At 71.9% G+C, this 19,015-nt stretch carries 20 protein-coding genes and 1 tRNA gene; 15 read left to right on the top strand and 6 right to left on the bottom strand.

Translation table 11 applies throughout. The annotated features are described in order from the left end of the window. Positions 1–13: 13 nt before the first annotated feature. From DEJ11_RS01110 to DEJ11_RS01055, 12 genes are all read left to right on the top strand, one after another. Positions 14–853: an urea amidolyase associated protein UAAP1 gene (locus DEJ11_RS01110; protein WP_111028700.1), complete on the top strand. Its 840-nt coding sequence runs from the start codon at positions 14–16 to the stop codon at positions 851–853. Next, positions 853–1,557: an urea amidolyase associated protein UAAP2 gene (locus DEJ11_RS01105; protein WP_111024044.1), complete on the top strand. Its 705-nt coding sequence runs from the start codon at positions 853–855 to the stop codon at positions 1,555–1,557. The genes DEJ11_RS01110 and DEJ11_RS01105 overlap by 1 nt, the downstream gene beginning before the upstream one ends. Further along, on the top strand, positions 1,554–5,255 hold the full coding sequence (gene uca / locus DEJ11_RS01100; protein WP_502866905.1) for an urea carboxylase: 3,702 nt from the start codon (positions 1,554–1,556) through the stop codon (positions 5,253–5,255). Before DEJ11_RS01105 ends, uca begins: the two co-directional genes overlap by 4 nt. After that, entirely contained in the window at positions 5,252–7,015 is a 1,764-nt protein-coding gene (locus tag DEJ11_RS01095; protein WP_111103318.1) for an allophanate hydrolase, read from the top strand. Before uca ends, DEJ11_RS01095 begins: the two co-directional genes overlap by 4 nt. A 26-nt stretch (positions 7,016–7,041) precedes the next feature. Beyond that, positions 7,042–7,734 (top strand): TetR/AcrR family transcriptional regulator, encoded by a 693-nt coding sequence (locus DEJ11_RS01090; RefSeq protein WP_111103317.1) that lies wholly within the window; start codon positions 7,042–7,044, stop codon positions 7,732–7,734. Between the two features lie 44 nt (positions 7,735–7,778). Beyond that, on the top strand, positions 7,779–8,372 hold the full coding sequence (locus DEJ11_RS01085; protein ID WP_111103316.1) for a biotin transporter BioY: 594 nt from the start codon (positions 7,779–7,781) through the stop codon (positions 8,370–8,372). Positions 8,373–8,457: 85 nt separating this feature from the next. Further along, a complete protein-coding gene (locus DEJ11_RS01080; RefSeq protein ID WP_146250043.1) occupies positions 8,458–9,039 on the top strand; it encodes a hypothetical protein in 582 nt (193 codons plus the stop codon). Beyond that, positions 9,036–9,566 (top strand): DUF6611 family protein, encoded by a 531-nt coding sequence (locus DEJ11_RS01075; protein ID WP_111103314.1) that lies wholly within the window; start codon positions 9,036–9,038, stop codon positions 9,564–9,566. The genes DEJ11_RS01080 and DEJ11_RS01075 overlap by 4 nt, the downstream gene beginning before the upstream one ends. A 49-nt stretch (positions 9,567–9,615) precedes the next feature. Then, positions 9,616–9,957, top strand: coding sequence for a hypothetical protein (locus tag DEJ11_RS01070; protein WP_071404752.1), 342 nt, complete (start codon positions 9,616–9,618; stop codon positions 9,955–9,957). A 104-nt stretch (positions 9,958–10,061) separates the two neighbouring features. Beyond that, a complete protein-coding gene (locus DEJ11_RS01065; RefSeq protein ID WP_111103312.1) occupies positions 10,062–10,655 on the top strand; it encodes a TetR/AcrR family transcriptional regulator in 594 nt (197 codons plus the stop codon). 26 nt (positions 10,656–10,681) lie between these two features. Then, complete coding sequence (locus tag DEJ11_RS01060; protein ID WP_111103311.1) at positions 10,682–11,395, top strand: NADPH-dependent F420 reductase; 714 nt, start codon at positions 10,682–10,684, stop codon at positions 11,393–11,395. Between the two features lie 143 nt (positions 11,396–11,538). After that, positions 11,539–12,063, top strand: a complete 525-nt coding sequence (locus DEJ11_RS01055; protein WP_146250042.1) for a hypothetical protein — start codon at positions 11,539–11,541, stop codon at positions 12,061–12,063. Here DEJ11_RS01055 and DEJ11_RS01050 read toward each other — a convergent pair. Continuing rightward, entirely contained in the window at positions 12,023–12,964 is a 942-nt protein-coding gene (locus tag DEJ11_RS01050) for an EamA family transporter (protein WP_111103309.1), read from the bottom strand. The genes DEJ11_RS01055 and DEJ11_RS01050 overlap by 41 nt on opposite strands. 96 nt (positions 12,965–13,060) lie before the next feature. Here DEJ11_RS01050 and DEJ11_RS01045 point away from each other — a divergent pair, with 96 nt between their 5' ends. Further along, the gene (locus DEJ11_RS01045; RefSeq protein ID WP_111092873.1) at positions 13,061–13,558 is read left to right on the top strand and encodes a MarR family winged helix-turn-helix transcriptional regulator; all 498 of its coding nucleotides are present in this window, start codon (positions 13,061–13,063) and stop codon (positions 13,556–13,558) included. 51 nt (positions 13,559–13,609) lie between these two features. Here DEJ11_RS01045 and DEJ11_RS01040 read toward each other — a convergent pair whose 3' ends face one another. Continuing rightward, entirely contained in the window at positions 13,610–15,307 is a 1,698-nt protein-coding gene (locus DEJ11_RS01040; RefSeq protein ID WP_111103308.1) for an acid phosphatase, read from the bottom strand. Between the two features lie 268 nt (positions 15,308–15,575). Between DEJ11_RS01040 and DEJ11_RS01035 the strand changes: the two genes are divergently transcribed. Then, on the top strand, positions 15,576–15,827 hold the full coding sequence (locus tag DEJ11_RS01035) for a hypothetical protein (RefSeq protein WP_111028713.1): 252 nt from the start codon (positions 15,576–15,578) through the stop codon (positions 15,825–15,827). 40 nt (positions 15,828–15,867) lie between these two features. Here DEJ11_RS01035 and DEJ11_RS01030 read toward each other — a convergent pair whose 3' ends face one another. From DEJ11_RS01030 to DEJ11_RS01015, 4 genes are all read right to left on the bottom strand, one after another. After that, positions 15,868–16,380, bottom strand: coding sequence for a P-loop nucleotide/nucleoside kinase family protein (locus DEJ11_RS01030; protein WP_111103307.1), 513 nt, complete (start codon positions 16,378–16,380; stop codon positions 15,868–15,870). A gap of 160 nt (positions 16,381–16,540) precedes the next feature. Further along, positions 16,541–16,717 carry a hypothetical protein gene (locus tag DEJ11_RS01025; protein WP_159557109.1) on the bottom strand — a complete coding sequence of 59 codons (177 nt, stop codon included), beginning with the start codon at positions 16,715–16,717 and terminating at the stop codon, positions 16,541–16,543. Further along, the gene (locus DEJ11_RS01020) at positions 16,714–17,337 is read right to left on the bottom strand and encodes a hypothetical protein (RefSeq protein WP_284176641.1); all 624 of its coding nucleotides are present in this window, start codon (positions 17,335–17,337) and stop codon (positions 16,714–16,716) included. Before DEJ11_RS01020 ends, DEJ11_RS01025 begins: the two co-directional genes overlap by 4 nt. 435 nt (positions 17,338–17,772) lie before the next feature. Further along, positions 17,773–17,862 (bottom strand) — tRNA-Ser (locus DEJ11_RS01015). A gap of 143 nt (positions 17,863–18,005) precedes the next feature. Here DEJ11_RS01015 and DEJ11_RS01010 point away from each other — a divergent pair. Continuing rightward, on the top strand, positions 18,006–19,013 hold the full coding sequence (locus tag DEJ11_RS01010) for an SGNH/GDSL hydrolase family protein (RefSeq protein WP_111103304.1): 1,008 nt from the start codon (positions 18,006–18,008) through the stop codon (positions 19,011–19,013). Positions 19,014–19,015: the final 2 nt, after the last annotated feature.

The raw sequence follows: 19,015 nt of genomic DNA, 5'->3' as shown, positions 1-19,015 counted from the left end.
CGGAAGGAACCCCATGCGCGACCTCCACCAGACCGACAGCGTGCTCGCCTCCCGGTCCGACGCACGCGCCCAGGCCGGTGCGCAGTCCGAGTACATGCCGTACCTGCCGGCGTCGTCGTCACCGTTCGCCCCCGAGGGCGTCGACCCCGCTCAGCTCGTCTGGGCCGAGACGGTGGCGCCGGGCGGGTACACGCACAAGGTGCTGGCCCGCGGGTCACGGCTGCGGTTCGACGACCCGACGGGTCAGGCCTGCGCCAACGTCCTGGTGTTCAACGCGCTCGAACCGTGGGAGCGGCTCAACGTCGCCGACACCCAGAAGATCCCGTGGCAGGCGTACCTGGGCCAGGGTTCCCCCCTGCTGAGCGGGGACGGCCGGGCACTCGCGACCGTGCTCGAGGACACCTCGGGGCACCACGATGCGTTCTGCGGCACCTCGACCGACGCCTGGAACGAGCGGAAGTACGGCGACGCGGCACCCGAGGGGCGCACCCCGAGCGGTCGGTCGCTGTTCGCGAAGGCCGCCGCCAAGCACGGGCTCACCAAGCGGGACCTGCCGCCGAGCATCTCGTTCTTCCAGGGCGTGCGGATCGACGCCGAGGGGGCGATGACCTTCACCGGTTCGGCCGGCGCTGGCACCCACGTCACGCTCGTCGCCGAGCTGCCGCTGCTCGTGCTGGTCGCGAACGTCGCGCACCCGATCGACCCGCGCCCGGACTACCTGGTCGGACCACTGCGGGTGCACGCCTGGCGCGGGGCCCCGACGACCGCGGCCGACGAGCGGTTCACCGCGACGCCGGAGCTCACCCGCGCCTACCTGAACTCGATCGACCACGCGGAAGCCCGAGGCCTGTGATGACCGACACGACGACCCACACCCCCACCTCCACCGTCCCGGTCGGAGCCGTCCACGACCCGGACGTCGCCCTCGACTGGAGCGAGTCCCTGGTGCCGGGCACCGTGGTCCGCGACGACCGGGTCGCCCCGCTCGCGCCGTGGTCCGCCGTGGTCCGCGCCGGCGAGGTGCTCACCATCGTCGACGTCGGCGGCAACCAGAGCGCCGACTGCCTGCTCTACGACGCCCACGACCCCGACGAGCGGTACAGCGTGCCGGACACCCTCGCCGCACAGGGCAACGCGTACGTCCGGACCGGCACCGTCCTGATGTCGAACGAGGGCCACCCGCTGATGACCGTCGTCGCGAACGAGATCGACCGGCAGGACACCATCGGCGGCGCGTGCTCGAAGGAGTCGAACACCCTGCGGTACGGGCACCACACCCAGTACCAGCACGGCTGCCGCGAGAACTTCCTGGCCGAGGCCGGCCGCCACGGACTCGGTGCCCGCGACATCGTGTCGAACCTCAACTGGTTCATGAACGTGCCGGTCGAGGCCGACGGCGCCCTCGGGATCGTCGACGGCATGAGCGCCCCCGGCAAGCGGGTCGCGATCCGGGCCGAGCGGGACGTGCTCGTCGTCGTCTCGAACTGCCCGCAGATGAACAACCCCTGCAACGACTTCTCCTGCACACCGCTGCGCATGATCGTGGTCCAGCCGTGACCGCCGCGCCCGACCCCACCGGGACCGCCACCGTGAACCAGACCCCCGCCCTCAGCACCGACACCGTCCTCGTCGCGAACCGCGGTGAGATCGCCCGCCGCATCATCCGCTCCGCGAAGGCGCTCGGCATGCGCACCGTCGCCGTCTACTCGGACGCCGACCGCGCGGCACCCCACGTCCGCGAGGCCGACACCGCCGTCCGGCTCGGACCCGCACCCGCCCGCGACTCGTACCTGCGCATCGACGCGGTCGTGCAGGCCGCGAAGGACACCGGCGCCGGGCTGGTGCACCCCGGCTACGGGTTCCTGTCCGAGAACACCGACTTCGCTCAGGCCTGCGAGGACGCCGGCATCCGGTTCGTCGGGCCGACCGCCGACCAGATCGTCCGGTTCGGCGCGAAGCACACCGCCCGCGAGCTGGCCGCCGCAGCAGGGGTCCCGATGCTCGCCGGCACCGGGCTGCTCGCCAGCGTCGACGACGCCGTGGCCGAGGCCGAGCGCATCGGACTGCCCGTCATGCTCAAGGCCACCGGGGGTGGCGGCGGGATCGGCATGCAGGCGTGTTCCACCCTCGACGAGGTCCGCGAGGCGTACACGAGCGTCGTCCGTCTGGCGACCGCGAACTTCGGGTCGGCCGGCATCTTCCTCGAGCGGCTGGTCCGGCCGGCCCGGCACGTCGAGGTCCAGCTCTTCGGTGACGGCGAGGGCCGCGTCGCGGTGATCGGCGACCGCGACTGCTCCCTGCAGCGCCGCAACCAGAAGGTCATCGAGGAGGCCCCGGCACCGGCGCTCCCCGAGCACGTCCGCGCCGAGCTGCACGCGTCCGCCCGCCGCCTGGCCGAGAGCGTCGGGTACCGCAGCGCCGGCACCGTCGAGTTCGTCTACGACCCGGTGCGCGAAGAGGCGTCGTTCCTCGAGGTGAACACCCGCCTGCAGGTCGAGCACCCGGTCACGGAAGAGGTCTTCGGTGTCGACCTCGTCGAGCTCATGCTCCGCCTGGCCCGCGACGGTGCCGCCGGCATCGACGTGGACGTGTTCGACCGCACCTGGACCCCGAACGGCCACGCCGTCGAGGCCCGCGTCTACGCCGAGGACCCGGCGAAGGGCTCGCTGCCCTCCAGCGGCCTCGTCACCCAGGCCGTGTTCCCGAGCGCGACCACGGCATCCGGCGAGGGCACCGGCATCCGCGTCGACGGCTGGGTCGAGACCGGCTCCGAGGTGTCCGCGTTCTACGACCCGATGCTCGCCAAGGTGATCGCCACCGGGGAGACCCGCGACGACGCGCTCGACCTGCTGCGCGACGGACTCGCGGCCACCCGCATCGACGGCATCGTCACGAACGCCGGGCTCCTCCGCGCGCTGACCGACGACCTCGAGCTCCGCACCGCCACGCACTCCACCTCGACGCTCGACGCGACCGAGGACCCGGACCCGCGCATCGACATCGTCGCCCCGGGCACCATGACGATGATCCAGGACCTGCCGGGCCGGGTCGGGTACTGGCAGGTGGGCGTCCCGCCGAGCGGCCCGTTCGACGCGGCGTCCTTCGCCGAGGCGAACCGTGCTGTGGGCAACCCGGACGGCGCCCCCGCGCTCGAGGTCACCGCCACCGGCCCGACGCTCCGGTTCTCGGCCGCCGCGGTGGTCGCGCTCACGGGCGCGCCGGCACCGGTCACCCTCGACGGTGAACCCGTAGCGCTGTGGGAGCCGGTCGAGGTCGGCGCCGGGCAGACCCTGGCGATCGGCACGGCACCCGGTCCGGGCCTCCGCACCTACCTGGCGGTCCGCGGCGGCTTCGACGTGCCGACCTACCTCGGATCGACCGCGACCTTCACGCTCGGTGGCTTCGGCGGCCACGCCGGTCGGGCCCTGCTCGCCGGCGACGTCCTGCGCCCGGGATCCCCGGACTCGGACGCCCCGCACCCGGCGTTCCCGTCGGGGACCCGTCTGGGCCTGGTGGGCGGTCCGACCCCGGCCGACCGCCGCACCGCGCTGACCGACGCGTGGGAGATCGCCGTCACCGAGGGGCCGCACGCCGCACCGGACTTCTTCACCCGCGCCGACCTCGACGTCTTCTACGCCACCGACTACGCCGTGCACCACAACTCGGCACGCACCGGCATCCGGCTCATCGGGCCGCGGCCGGAGTGGGCGCGGACCGACGGCGGCGAGGCCGGTCTGCACCCGTCGAACATCCACGACACCCCCTACGCGGTCGGTGCGATCGACTTCACCGGGGACACCCCGATCATCCTCGGACCGGACGGGCCGTCGCTCGGCGGCTTCGTCTGCCCCGCCGTGGTCGCCAGCGGCGACCTGTGGAAGCTGGGCCAGCTCCGACCGGGTGACACCGTCCGGTTCGTCCCCGTCCGCGAAGCCGACGCCGCCGCGCTCGACGCGCACCGGGCCTCCCGGACGGTGCCGCGCACCGGAGGCGACGGCGACGACGGCGTGATCGCCCGCCTGGACGCGACCGACGTGCGGCCGAGCGTCGCGTACCGACGCGACGGCGACGACAACGTGCTCGTCGAGTACGGCGACATGACGCTCGACATCGCGCTGCGGATGCGCGTGCACGCGCTCATGACGAAGCTGCAGGAGCACACGCCGAAGGGGATCCTCGACATCACGCCGGGCATCCGCTCGCTGCAGGTGCACACCGACGCGGCCGTGCTCAAGGCGCGGGACGTGGCAGGGCTGCTCCGCGAGCTCGAGGACGAGATCCCGCCGACCGACCAGCTCGTCGTGCCGTCGCGCACCGTCAAGCTGCCGCTGTCGTGGGACGACCCGGCCACCCGCCTGGCGATCGAGCGGTACATGAACGGCGTCCGGAACGACGCCCCGTGGACGCCGTGGAACATCGAGTTCATCCGTCGCATCAACGGACTCGAGAGCGTCGACGACGTCTTCCGCACCGTGTTCGACGCGAGCTACCTGGTGCTCGGCCTGGGCGACGTGTACCTCGGCGCCCCGGTCGCGACCCCGCTCGACCCCCGGCACCGCCTGGTCACGACGAAGTACAACCCGGCCCGCACCTGGACCGCCGAGAACTCCGTCGGCATCGGCGGCGCGTACCTGTGCATCTACGGCATGGAGGGTCCGGGCGGCTACCAGTTCGTCGGCCGCACCGTGCAGATCTGGAACCGGTTCCGCCGGGGCGGGCTGTTCCAGGAGAACCCGTGGGCGCTGCGGTTCTTCGACCGGATCGAGTGGTACCCGGTCGGCGCCGACGAGCTGCTCGAGCTGCGCGCCGAGACGGACGCCGGACGGGGCTCGTTCGAGACCGTCGAGGGCGAGTTCTCGATCGCGTCGTACAACCGGTTCCTGGCCGACAACGCCGGGTCCATCGCGGACTTCCGGGCGCAGCAGGCACAGGCGTTCGGCGAGGAGAAGGAGCGGTGGCGGGCATCGGGCGAGTTCGACGTCCGGGACGAACCGGCCGCCGTGGTGGCCGACGCCGTGACCGTGCCCGAGGGGTCGACCGCCGTGTACGCCCCCTTCACCTCGACCGTGTGGCAGGTGGACGTCCGCCCGGGTGACCGTGTGGACGAGGGGCAGAAGCTGCTGGCCGTGGAGGCGATGAAGATGGAGTCGATGGTGCACGCACCGGTGCCGGGCCACGTGCTCGAGGTGTACATCAAGCCGGGCGACCAGGTCGCGCCGGGCCAGGTCCTCGCCGCGATCGGAGCGGCAGCGTGAGCGGGGCCGTCGCTGCCGCGACCGCCACCACGTCCGCCGCCGCCCGCGTCCGCGACGCCTTCGCCCGCATCGACGCCGTCGACCGCCCCGAGGTCTGGATCACGCTGCGCGACCGTGCCGACGTGCTGGCCGAGGCCGAAGCCGTCGACCCGTCCCTGCCCCTGGCCGGCCTGCTGTTCGCCGTGAAGGACAACATCGACGTCGCCGGCCTGCCCACCACCGCAGCCGCCCGCTCCTACGCCCACGACCCCGAAGCCGACGCCACCGCCGTCGCCCGGCTCCGCGCCGCCGGCGCCGTCGTCGTCGGCAAGACGAACCTCGACCAGTTCGCCACCGGCCTGGTCGGCACCCGCTCGCCCTTCGGTGCGGTCCGGAACGCCTGGGACCCGACGCGGATCTCCGGCGGGTCGTCGAGTGGTTCCGCCACGGCGGTCGCCCTGGGCATCGTCGACTTCGCGCTCGGCACCGACACCGCCGGGTCCGGCCGGGTGCCCGCCGCGCTCGGCAACCTGGTCGGGGTGAAGCTGACGAAGGGGCTCGTGCCGAACACGGGCGTCGTCCCCGCCTGCCGCTCACAGGACTGCGTCACGGTGTTCGCCCGGTCGCTCGACCTGGCGCGCACGGCGGCGGAGCTGATGGCCGGTCCGGACGGCGTCGACCCGCTCGCGCGGCCCGACCTCGCCCTCGCCGACCTGCCGGCCGTCCCGCGCATCGCGGTGCCGCTGCCGTCGCAGCTCGAGGGGCTCGCACCCGGCTGGGCCGAGGCGTTCGCCGCGGCCGTCGACCGGTTCCGTGCGCTCGGACACCAGGTGGTCGAGGTCGACATCGCACCCCTGCTCGACGCCGCGTCGCTGCTCTACGACGGCGCGTTCGTCGCGGAGCGGTACGCGGCCGTCGGCGCCCACATCGAGGCCCACCGCGACGAGGTCGGTGCCGACCTCGACCCGTCGGTCGCCGCGATCGTGCTCGGTGGCGCACGGCCGACCGCCGCGGAGCTCTTCGCCGACCAGGAACGACTCGACGCGTTCGGGGCAGCGGGTCGCGCCGCACTCGAGGGCACCACGGCACTGCTCACCCCGACGACGACGTGGCACCCGACGCTCGAGCAGGTCGCGGCCGACCCGATCGGCGCGAACAGCCGGATGGGTCGGTACACGAACTTCGCGAACCTGCTCGACATGGCCTCGCTCGCCGTGCCCGCCGGCTTCGTCGACGGCCTGCCGTTCGGCGTCATGCTCACCGGCCCGGCGTTCAGCGACCGCCGTCTGGCGGCGTTGGCGTCCGCGTTCGCCGCCCCGACCGTCGACCTGCTGGTCGTCGGGGCGCACCTGCGCGGGCAGCCGCTGAACGGGCAGCTGGTCGCGTCCGGCGGATCGTTCGTCCGGGAGGCCCGCACCGCGTCCGACTACCGGCTGTACGCCCTCGACACGGTGCCGCCCAAGCCCGGGTTGGTCCGCGTGGGTCCGGTCGCGTCCGGCGCTGCTGCGCCGGGGTCGGGGTCGGGCTCGGGCTCGGGCTCGGGCTCGGGCTCGGGCTCGGGCTCGGGCTCGGGCTCGGGCATCGTCGGGGAGGTCTGGCGCCTGCCCGCCGCCGGCTTCGGCACCTTCGTCGCGGCCCTGCCGGCACCGATGGCGATCGGCACCGTGGCGCTCGACGACGGCACCGAGGTCACCGGGTTCCTGGTCGAGCCGTTCGCGGTCGAGGGGGCCGAGGACATCACCCACCACGGCGGCTGGCGCGCGTACCGGGAGCAGTCGTGACGGACACCGGCTGTCAGGATGGGGGCATGTCCCCCGACGACCGGCCCGTGCGCCCCGGCCGACCGCGGGTCGTGCCGAACGCCGACTCCGCCCTGAGCCCGCGCGACCAGATCCTCGACGCCGCCGCCGCGCTGTTCGTCGAGAACGGCATCAGCGCGACCTCGACCCGGGCGATCGCCGAACGGGTCGGGATCCGGCAGGCCTCGCTGTACTACCACTTCGCCGGCAAGGACGACATGCTCGTCGAGCTGCTCACGACCTCGGTGCGCCCGAGCCTCGAGCTGGTCCGCGGCCTCGAGCAGCTCGTGCCGGAGTCGGCCTCGGCAGCCGGGGCCCTCGCCGCGCTGGTCGTCGCCGACGTGGACACCCTCGCCCGCACGCCGCACAACATCGGCACGCTCTACCTGCTGCCCGAGGTGCAGGGCGAGCGCTACGACGGGTTCCGGGCCGAGCGCGTCGAACTGCAGGAGGCCTACGGGCGCCTCGGCTCGCGCGCTGCCGCCCCGGACGTCGCCGCCGGTGTCTCGCCGTCGCGCCTCGGTGCGGTGCTCATCCAGATCACCGAGACCGTCATCCAGCTCCGCCGGTCCGGCCCCGTGCAGGACGCCGACCGCGACGCCCTCGTGGCGACCTGCCTGCGCGCCTGCGGCCTCGACACCGCCGCCGTGGCCGAGGCCCGGCGCGACGCCGAGTCCCTGCTGGCCGCCGTCGCGGTCTGACCCCTCCGTCTCCGCCAGCTCCTTCCCCCACAGCGAGGAACACCATGACCACGATCACCCCCGCCGCACACCGTCCGCTCGCCGACGCCCTGCTCCCCCGCACCGCCGTCGTCAGCACCGCCCTGGTCCTCGGCGGCGCACTGCTGACCGCCGGTGCCGCACAGCTGTCCGTGCCGATCTGGCCCGTCCCGATCACCGGGCAGACCCTGGCCGTGCTGCTCGTCGGCAGTGCCCTCGGTGCCCGTCGCGGTGCCCTGTCGATGCTCGTCTACGCGCTGCTCGGTGTCGTCGGGCTGCCGGTCTTCGCGGACGGTTCGGCCGGGGTCGGCGTGCTCGTCGGCCCCTCCGGCGGGTACATCGTCGGCTTCGTCGCCGCCGCGGCCCTGGTCGGCTGGGTCGCTGAGCGCTTCGGCGACCGCCCGCTGCGGAACGCGCTGCTGTCCTTCGCCCTCGGCACCGTCGTCACCTTCGTCGCCGGGATGGCCTGGCTCGCGGTGGCACTCGGCCTCGACCTGCAGCAGACCCTGCAGTACGGGCTGTACCCGTTCGTCCTCGGTGGCGTGGTGAAGACCCTGATCGGCGCCGGCGTGATCTCGCTCGGGTGGACCGCGGCACTCCGCGCGGCCACCCGCCGGTGAGCGCTCCGTCAGGACTCCGCCGCCGACCGTAGGGGTTCCGTCAGGAGGCCTTCCGCGCTGCTCGAGCGCGCGAGAGCGTGTGGTCGTGACACTGACTGCGATCATGCCGACGCTCCGTGCGTCGCTCCCCGATCCGATGGACCCGTTCCTCTGGCCGGCCCACACCGTCGCGACCACCGACGACCTGCTGGTCTCGGCGATCTCGATGGTCCGGCTCGCCGACCTCACCGGCACCCCGACCGTGCACACCGCCGAGCAGTCCCCGCCCCGGTACCGTCCGCGCGGCTGGGCACCCCGCGACGTGAGCGTCGCCGTGGCGTCGGTCACCCGTGTGCGGCGGCCGCGCACCGGGGTGGTGCTCCTGGAACTGGACGCGGTCCTGCCGACCTGCGCCGTGCTCGACCAGGTGCGCCTGATCGGACGCCGGAGCACCGCTCCCCTCTCCCCGATGTACGTCGTCACCCGCTGTGACGGTCAGGCCGACGGTCCGTTCCACCGCCTCCCGGCTCCGTTGCCGGCTGACGTCCGCGAAGGCGACCTGGTCTGCTTCCCGTGCCTGGCGACCGTCCGGCACCGCGACGTCGTCGAGCCGGTCCGGGCGGAACTCGCGCCGGTCCGGGCGGAACTCGCGCCGGTGCGCGCGGAACTCGCGCCGGTCGTTCGATGACCACGGCGCTGCCGGTCCGCACCCGGCTGCTCGACGGCACCCACCTGTGGGGCCGGTACACGATCCGACCCGTCGGTCGGACGCTGTGGAGCTCGCGGACCCTCGTCGTGTTCCCACCCGGCACGACCACCGGCGAGCGCCTGCTGCTGCGTGCCTGGCACGTCTGGCCGGCCGTCGGGGCGGCCGTCGCCCTCGCCGCCCTGGTGCTCGCCGTCTCGGTCCCCGCCGTCGGCACGACCACCGCGCTGCTCGTCTACGGCGGTGGCTTCGCGATCCTCGCCCGTGCCACCCGCTCGCTGCGACCACGGGTGCGGTCCGTCACCGTGACGACGTTCCTGGGCGACGGACGCCGCGAGGTCCACGGCGACGAACGCCTGCTCACCGGCTCCCTGGACGCGCTGTCGATCCTGGAGCAGGCGCTCCGGGCCGACCGCATCCGCCCCGTCGACTTCGAACTGATCTGGGCCGACGTGTGGAACGCCCTGGAGTCCCCGGCCCCGGACCACCGCGTGCAGCGGTCATCCTGAAGCCGGTTCCCGCGCCGCGCGTTTGTATGGGTCCGGGAAGGAGTACGCGATGAAGCACATCCACTACGACGCCACCACGATCCTGGTCGGTGACGACGTCGCCGACGCCGTGATCGAGTACGCCGCGGCCCTCGCAGGCGGGGACCGAGCGGACACCGTCGACGTGCCCGCAGTCGCCGACGACGGGACGATGACCACCACGAAGATCCTCATCGGACCCTCGAGCGAGATCGTCATCGAGGACGCGGAAGAGGACGAACTCGAGATGGACAACGGGGAGTTCGTCGGGCGGCTGCGCGCCGCCGCGAAGACCTTCGGGCACAGCGAGCCGATCCACGCGAACACGCGGTCGGACCTGGCGGACGCGGCGGAGGCTGCCGAGGAGTCCTGACGCCCGGGCGTCGCGCTTCCGCGACGAAACGGAGAGGGTCTCCTGTACTGTGGTGATTCCGGAGAGCCTCTCCGGTACTCGACACCACAGCCTGGAGGCCCGCCATGCCCGAGCGGACCGCTCCCGCCGGGCGCGCACCGCGCGCCGACGCGCTCCGCAACCGAGACCACATCCTGCGGGTCGCCGAGCGCGCGTTCGCCGAGCACGGCGTGACCGGCTCGCTCGACGCGATCGCCAAGCAGGCCGGCGTCGGCGCCGGCACCCTGTACCGGCACTTCCCCACGCGCGAGGCCCTGCTCGCCGAGCTCCTCGCCGCGCGCGACGAACACCTGGTGGCCCGTCGCGAAGCACTGCGCGACGGCTCCGTGGACACCGGCGACGCCCTGCACGGCTGGCTCGACGCGGTCGCCGAGTGGGCCGGCACGTTCGACGGGCTGCCCGAACCGCTCCGTGCCGCCGCGTCGTCCGACTCGTCGCCGCTCGCCCTGACGTGCCAGGGGTTCATCACCACCACGGACGAGTTCCTCCGCGCCGCCCAGCGTTCCGGTCGTGCGCGTGCCGACGTCCGCGCGCGGGACCTGTTCCTCGCCGCCCTGGCGACCAGCTGGGTCCGGGGTGCCGCGATGGCCGACGACTCGTCCTCCGCCGCACTCTCCGCCCTGTCGCGGCGCGGCTGGGAAGCCCCGATCCTCCCTTGACGTCCACCTCCCTGAAAGGGCACCACATGAACCGCATCGGCATCATCGGCAGCGGAGCCATCGGCACCGCGATCGCGCGCCTGGCCGTCGCCGCCGACCTCGACGTCCTCCTCGCGAACTCGCGCGGCCCCGAGTCGCTGCAGGACCTCGTCGCCGAGCTCGGCCCGCGGGCCCAGGCCGGCACCGTGCGACAGGCCGTCGAGTTCGGTGACGTGCCCGTCCTCGCGATCCCGCTCACCGCCTACCCGGCACTCGCCCCCGACCTCGACGCCTTCGCCGGGCGGACCGTGCTGTCGACGGGCAACTACTACCCCGGCCGCGACGGCCGGATCGAGCAGCTCGACAGCCTCGCGACGACCACGGCGGAGTACGAGCAGACGCTCCTGCCCGGCACCCGGATCGTCAAGGCGTTCAACAACATCGTCGCGCACCACATCCCGAACCTCGCCGGCTCCACGCCCCGCACCGCACTGCCGATCGCGGGCGACGACGAGCAGGCCAAGGCCGTGGTCGCCGGGCTCGTGCAGCTGCTCGGGTTCGAACCCGTGGACGCCGGGACACTGGCCGACTCGTGGCGCTTCGAGCCGGAGTCCGGGGCGTACACGGGGATCTACGCGGCGAGTGCCGAGGGGTTCGTGGCGGACTACCTGGCGGATCGGGGAGCACCGTTGCCGGCCGAGCGGCTGCGGGACATACTGGCGGTGTCGCACCGGGCGGATGTGGCGAACCGGCAGTTCTGACGATCGCGGCTCCAGGGGGACACTTGCGACGACGAAACCATCAGCTCCTCACTGCAGCGGCGAGCGTGGTCTGCATCGCAGTGGTCACCGGGTTGTCCGCATGTGCCGCGCCAGGGGCTGCCTCCGGGCCGGAGCCCGATGCGTTGAGCGCAGTGCGAGCGGAGACCATCCTCGACGCGAACGCCGATCAGGCATGGCAGCTGGTCGCGTCACGCCATCCGGGGCTCGAGCGGCCGGTGGTCGACCGCGTCCGGACCGTCTCGCACGCCGACTGGGCCCCGACGCAGGAACGGTGCATGACCGCCGCGGGGTTCCCGCAGGCGAAGGCGATGCCCGACGCAAGCCTTTCCTCCGGACAGGTGCCGGAGGCGCAGTCCGAGCCGTTCGCGGTCGCTGAGTACACGTGCGGGGCCGAGTACCCCATGGCCGCGAAGTACCAGACTGCCTTCAACGAGTCCCAGCTGGAGTGGCTCTACCGCTACTCCACGGGCGAGCTCACGAAGTGCCTGCAGGACCACGGCATCGCGGTGGGGCGCGGCCCGAGCGAGCAGGAGTTCGTCGACAGCGACGGGGCGTGGTCGCCGTACCGGTCGGTCGATCTGCCGCAGTCCCAGTACTACGAGCTCGTCACCGCCTGCCCGGAGATCCCAGACTCGATCTACGGCTGAGCGGCTCGGAGGAAGGCCCCCGAGACACCGCTCGTCCGAGCTGCCCACCCAGGGAACCGAGGAGCGCGACGACGAAGCCGACGATCTGCAGCGGCGACAGCGCCTGGCCGAGGACGACCCACCCGAGCACCGCAGCGGTCAACGGGCTGAGGACGCCCAACAACGCGATCCGGGCCGACGGCAGCGCCCGTGCGCCTTGGAACCAGACGCTGTAGGCCAGGGCACCACCGACCAGCGTGAGCCAGGCGTACCCCGCGTACCCGGCGGCGGTCGGCTGCCACGGCCCGCTGTCGACGATCGGGATGAGCGGGACGATCACCACGCCCCCGAAGATGAGTTGCCATGCGGTCGAGGTCAGGGGGTGTGTGCCCTCCGGGGTGCCCCAACGACGAGTGAGCAGGAGCCCCAGCGCCATGGACACCGTCCCGAGCGCCGCGGCCGCGAGCCCGAGCACGTCGAACACGGCACCTCCGCTGAGGGAGACGAGCGCGACGCCCACCAGGGCCACGACTCCCCACGCCACGTGGGTGATCGCGGGCCGTCCCCACCGCAGCGCCAGGGTGAGGGCCACGACGACGAGCGGCTGGAGCGCACCGACGATGGCCGCCAAGCCACCCGGCAGCCGGTCGGCCGCGACGAACAGCATCGGGAAGAAGCACCCGATGTTGAGCATGCCGAGCACGAACGTCCGGAGGCGCCAGCCCCGCGGTGGGACTCCCGGCCGGAGCGCGAGCAGCAGCAGGCCGGCCGGGAGCGCACGGAGGACACTCGCCGTCATCGGGTGATCGGCGGGCAGGAGCTCGGTGGTGACCACGTAGGTCGACCCCCACACGATCGGTGCCACTGCCGCGCTGAGCGTGAGGCCGGCCGCCGCCGACGTGGACAGCGAGCGATCGGTCACCGGAGCCTCGTTTCCTTCATGCTGAACTTCTCAACGTTGAGACATTATGGCCCCGATAGGCTAGCGTCAAACAGTTCAGCGTGAAGGAGTGCTCTGATGGAGGATGCCGTCGATCGAGTCGTGGCCCAGTGGGGCCGGGAACGACCGGACCTCGACGTTCGTGCGATGGCGGTGATCGGGCGCATCGGGCGCGCCGAAGCGATCCTCGACCGGAGGGTCGGTGCCGTCCTCGCTGAGCACGACCTGCTGCCGGGTGAGTTCGACCTGCTCGCGACCCTCCGACGTTCGGGATCACCACATCGGCTGACCGTCGGGCAGATGCTCGCCGCCACGATGGTGACCTCGGGCGCCGTCACGAACCGCTTGAACCGGCTCGTCGCGAAGGGCTACGTCACGCGGGAGACCGACCCCTCGAACCGACGAAGTGTGCTCGTCACGTTGACCGATCACGGCCTGACGGTGGTGGACGCGGCGCTTGCCCGGCACGTCGAGAACGAACGAGAGCTGCTCGGCACGCTGAGCAGCGACGAGGAGCAGCAGCTGGCCGGGCTCCTCCGGAAGCTGCTGCTCGGCCTCGGCGACGGGGCGGCCTGAGCACAGTCCGCCCTGCTGGCCGCACTCGCAGCCGACCTGACGCGCTCCGCTTCAGGCGGCGCCGTGGCCACGGCCGTGGCCGTGCTTCGTCGCGTTGGCGTTGACGAGGTGCAGTTCGTTGCCGTGGCGCTCCACCACGGGCTCGTACCCGGCGGGCAGGCCGGCGACGCGGACCCGGCTGAAGCTCGAACCCTTCGCGATCCGGTCCGCCGTGATCAGGACCAGGTCGTTCGCCACGGCCGTGCCCTTGGCGACGTGCACCCGCAGCGTTCCGCCGAACGACGCCGTGCCCTCGACGCGCAGGGCCGGACGGGGTCCGGAGACACTCAGCGAGAGTGCGGCGTGCGAGCGCTGCGTCAGGTTGCCGCCGATGCGGATCACCCTCGTGCTGGCCTCGGCGAGCGTGCCGGAGACAGTGGTCACCGACCCCTTGCCCAGGGCAGCAGCGGAGTCCGCGATCAGCGTCCCACCGCGGACGACGGTGCCGCCGGTGTAGCGGTTCGAGCCGGCGAGGGTGAGGGTGCCGGTCCCCCGCTTGGTCAGTGACCCGGTCCCGCCGATGTTGTTGCGCCAGGTGTCGGCGGCGTCCAGTCCCTTCTCGGCGGCGTCCATCGAGACGCTCACCGCGCTGTCGAACGCTCCGTAGCCGGACGCTGCCGAGAAGAGGTCGAGGCGCCCCCACCCTTCCGCATCGTCCAGCAGGGGGTAGCCCGACGGCAGCGCGGTCGTCCGGAGCACCTCTCGGATCTGGTCGTCGCTGAGGTACGGCAGGCGGGTCCGCAGGAGCGCCTCGGCACCCTTCGGCACCGTGGCCGGGATCGTCTTCGTGCCGGTGCGCGTGAACCCGTACGTCAGACGCCCGCGGTAGTCCTTCTTGTCCGCTGCGTAGTCCGCGTACCGATCGACAGCGCTCGGGCCGGCAGCGGCGAGGACCTTCTCCGCCTGCTGGTGCGCCTGCTGCTCGAGCTGCGTGTTGGCCGGGTCGTCCAGGATGGCCGCCGCCAGCGCAGTCGCCAGGACCCGTCCGCCCATGACGTCGAGCGGCGAGTGCATCCCCGCGACGATCCGACTGTTGCCGATCTCCGAGCCGTTGGCGAGGAGCTCGGTGTACTTCTCCGGGTACGCGTACGCGAACGCCAGGGAGGCCAGGTAGCCGGCGTTGGTGTGTCCGCTGGGGAACCCGCCGTCGGTGGCGGGCGTCGGGGACTCCTCGGGGACGAGCTGCGGCAGCACCTTGACGTCCTGGCTCTGCCGGTACGGCCGCGCGTACTGGTAGTACTTCTTCGCGTTGCTGGCCGAGGAGTAGTCGCCACGCAGCGTGTTCACCAGCTGGACGACGTCGCCGAGTTCCGAATCGGTGTCCGCCCACGACCCCTTCGCGTTGCCCTGGTCGACGTACTGCTTCGTCGTGGCATCCGCCGGGATCTCGTCGGGGATCGTGGTGCCAGCGTTCGTCGCGGTCCGCACCGCGTCGGACAGGTCACCGAACCCCGCGATGGCCGAGTAGCTCTGGTTCCGTCGGTCGATCAGGTACGCCTCGTGCCCCTGCGCCTCCGTGCGGGTCTGCGTGGTCCGCGCTGCCTGCGCGATGTTCGAGTCCAGGATCCGCTGCGCTGCGGCACTGGTTGCGACCCCGTTGTCCCACGACGATCCCGGGCTCCACAGGGTGCCGAACTGCGACAGCACCCCGGTCGCGGCGTTCGTCTCCGGCGTCGTGGCGGCAGGGGTGTTCGTCTTGTAGGTGTCCACGAAGTACCCGTAGGCCCCTGGACGCGGCGCGGTTCGCGATGTCGCCGCGGACGCTCCCGCCGGAGCGATCAAGGACACGGCGCACGCCACCGCCACGACCCCCAGCACCGTGCGGGCCCGACGTCTCGGAACAGCGATCTGGAACCGGCGCATGGCGTTCTCTCCACTCGGGGCGTGGTCACACGACTCGGTGACACAGAGCAGAAGCGTGGCGCAGCCCCGTGAACCGGAAGTGGCAGGTGTGTGAACCACCGCCGTACTCGCGCTGTTGCTCACCACGAACCCCGCCGGGTACGGCGACGACATGTTCGCACTCATGACCCCTCGACGCGTTGCACTCATGACGCTGGGGCTGCTGGTCATCATCATCGGCTTCGTGTTGATGGCCCACTCGGACGGCAGGCTCGACCGTCTGGCGGCGGTTCTCGTCGTCGTCGGGTTTGCTCTGCTCCTGTTCACAACGGCGCGACCGGGTCAGGCGGCGCTCGCGCGCTACTGGAGCAGGTACGAGAGGAAGTAGCCGCGCACCCGTCACTCCCGCCGGACCGTCGAACTGTCCGTTACCGGACGTGGAGCTCGAGGTAGTCAAGGGCCCGGCGCACCGTCTCTTCTAGCGGGCGGGTGCTGTCGATGACGAGTCGATCGTCCGTGCGGGGCTCGTACTCGTCGGCGGCCCGCTGCACCTCGTCCCACGTCGGCAAGGTGAACCCAGGCAGGTCATTCGCACGCTGCTCCACCCGGCGACGGTGCTCGTTGACGTCCGCACACACGACCTCGATCACGCGCAGCGAAACCCCAGCGGCTTCCGCTGTCGACGCCCATCCAGCGCGAGCGGGTTCCACACCACTCACCGCGTCGGCGATGACCACCTGTCCTCGCCGCAGATTCGGCACCGCGATGGCATGCATGACCGAGTAGGCGGCGATCCCGGACTGCTCGGGCGGAATCTGGTACTTCCACATCGCGCCCTCGATCGCATCAACGCGAAGCGTCAGTGAAGGTGTCAGCTCCGCGATCGCAGCAGACAGCGTCGACTTCCCTGCACCGGGAAGACCACAGACCTGAACCAGCATCGACAACTCCTTCGTTGGACGTGGCTCACTGTCTATCGGTCGTGGATGCGCAGCACCAGCAAGGTGGATACCTTCGTCGGCTTCCGATGACGTGTCCGAATGCCGCGCCGTGAAGCCCTCGGACGAGCGAGATCTGCACCGTCGCAGCGGCTGACGCACGTCACGACGCGCGGGGCACGTTCGCGCGCACGTCGTCGGCCTGCGCCTCGTCGAGTACCCAGAATCCGGTGTGCTCCGGGTAACGCTCCCGCAGGTAGGCCCGCACGGCCCGCCCCGGACGAGACTCGTTCGTGTAGCCGAGCTCGGCTGCCAGCTCTCGCGGTGTGTACGTCGTCATCGGTTGCTCTCCCTCTCAGCCGCGCCCGCGCAGCCGCCGAAGCCAGCCGGAGCGCGTAGTGGTCTCGCTACTCGCCTGGGGTGGTGACTCCCCGCCGCCGGCACGGGCCGAGTCATGGGCGCCGGCGCGCCGATCGTGATGGTCAGCTCGCGCTCCGCAGGGTCCGGGATCGGCGTCATCGGCCAGTCCGACGGCTCGTAGTTGTCCGGAACGACGTACCCGCCGCAGTCGACGACCTCGCCGGCGGCGTTCACCGTGACGTGCTGCACGTACAGCGTCCCGTCGTCGAAGTCGTAGGGGCTGGGCCCGTCCGGTGCGTACGCCGTCTGCTCGCGAAGCCCCTTCGACCAGGAGAGCCGGCCGACGGCGCCTTCGTCCGACGACGCCCACCAGTGGGTCCCTCGCCACTCGACGTGGAGCTCGTCGCCGACGCGGACTGATCCGATGTGCTCGGTGACCGTCGAGTGGTACAGGCTCGACAGCATCGGCGTTCCTCGGCCGGCGTACACACCTGCCATGAGCCCCGCGACACCGAAGCGACGATCGCCGTTCTTGTGCCTCGAGCCGAGCTGCTGATGACCATCCGCGGCCGCCGGCGGTTCTGCCGTCTGCGCCATCACCCCTCCTCGTGCTCGCTGCTCAGGCTACGAGCCGATCAGGCCGAGAGCCACTGCGATGATCAGCCCGCCACCGACGAGCACCGCCGTGGCGCTCCCGATGATCACGGCGAGTCGTTGGTCCCTGTGCATCCCCATGCGTCGAGCCTAGGAGCCGCGGGCACTCGACCGACCACCGCCGGAGCGATCGACGTCGTCGATATCCGCAGACAGACGCAGCATCAGGTCACTTCAAAGGTTGGGACTCAAACCAACGCATAGTGCCACCTATCGCAAGTTCCGGAGCCCACGACCGCAACGGAGTCGGGTGTCACCTTCGTCGAGGAAGACGACGGCCACCGAGTAACGGCCCGGAAGTTGCGGTTGCTCACACCTTCCCGGGACAGAGCGAAAGAGCCCCAGATCCCCGTTGTGACGGGGATCTGGGGCTCTTTGCGTTGGCGGTACCGGTGGGATTTGAACCCACGGTGGAGTTGCCCCCACACATGTTTTCGAGACATGATCCTTCGGCCGCTCGGACACGGTACCGGGAAAGAGTTTACACGATCCGGGAGGCCCGTGATGACACCCCGGGCCGGGTCGCCCTCCACAGGCGGTCACCTGCAGGGCTCTCCCCACACCCACAGGTCCTCCTCGTCTCCGGCAAGACCGGCGGGCGTACCGTCCACGGCATGAGATCCCGCACGCTCATCGCACTCCTCACCTCCGTCGTCGGCAGCCTCGGCGTCGTCGGCGCCGCAGCCGTCGGTGCCCGCGCCGGCGTGAAGGGCCAACGGGCAGCAGCGCAACGGGTCGTCGACATGCTCCCGATCCACGCCGACTGGTGGCGGGAACGACAGCAGCACGAGGGACAGCTGCTCTACGTGGCGATCGGTGACTCGGCAGCGCAGGGCGTCGGCGCGACCGCCCCCGGCCGCGGCTACGTGGGGCTGCTCGCGCGGCGCATCCGTCACCGTTCCCACATGTCGGTGCGGGTGGTGAACCTCAGCGTCTCCGGCTCGACCACGTGGGGCGCAAAACGTGACCAGCTGCCGAAGCTCCGGCACTACGCGCCCGACGTCTGCACGGTGTCGATCGGGGCGAACGACATCGCCGACTTCGATCCGGACAAGTTCGAGCGGAACATCCGGGCGATCTACGGCGCGGTGCCGTCGCACGCCGTGGTGGCCGAGCTGCCGTGCATGTTCGTGCCGGACCGGGAACGCAAGGTGGCGGTGGCCAACGAGATCGTGCACCGGGTGGCCGACGAGTTCGGGCTGACGGTGGCGCCGCTGCACACCATCACGAAGCGCGTCGGGGTCCGCCGCACCTTCTTCAACAGCTACGGCGACCTGTTCCACCCGAACGACCGCGGCTACGAGGTCTGGGCGAGCGCCTTCGAGCCGGCGGTCGACGCGCGGGTCGACACGGTGGCGGCGATCCGGCACTACCTGTCCGTGCGCGAGGCCGAGAACCTCGGTCGTGAAGCCGGGGCGGTGGCGAACGCCCGCGCCGAGCAGGACACCGACGGCGCCGAGGCACTCGACCACGCCTCGCGCCAGGGTCCGGGGCCGGTCGAGCGCCTGCGCCACCGGATGACCGGGTCGATCGCGGTGCCCGATGAACGAGACCGGTCGGACGAACCAAGCGGACCAGACGAGCCGGACGACCACCCCGGTGATGTCGGCCGTACGGCCTAGCC

It is taken from the genome of Curtobacterium sp. MCLR17_058 (assembly GCF_003234705.2).
In the GTDB taxonomy this organism is placed as follows: domain Bacteria; phylum Actinomycetota; class Actinomycetes; order Actinomycetales; family Microbacteriaceae; genus Curtobacterium; species Curtobacterium flaccumfaciens.
This window is presented reverse-complemented; position numbering and strand designations above follow the sequence as displayed.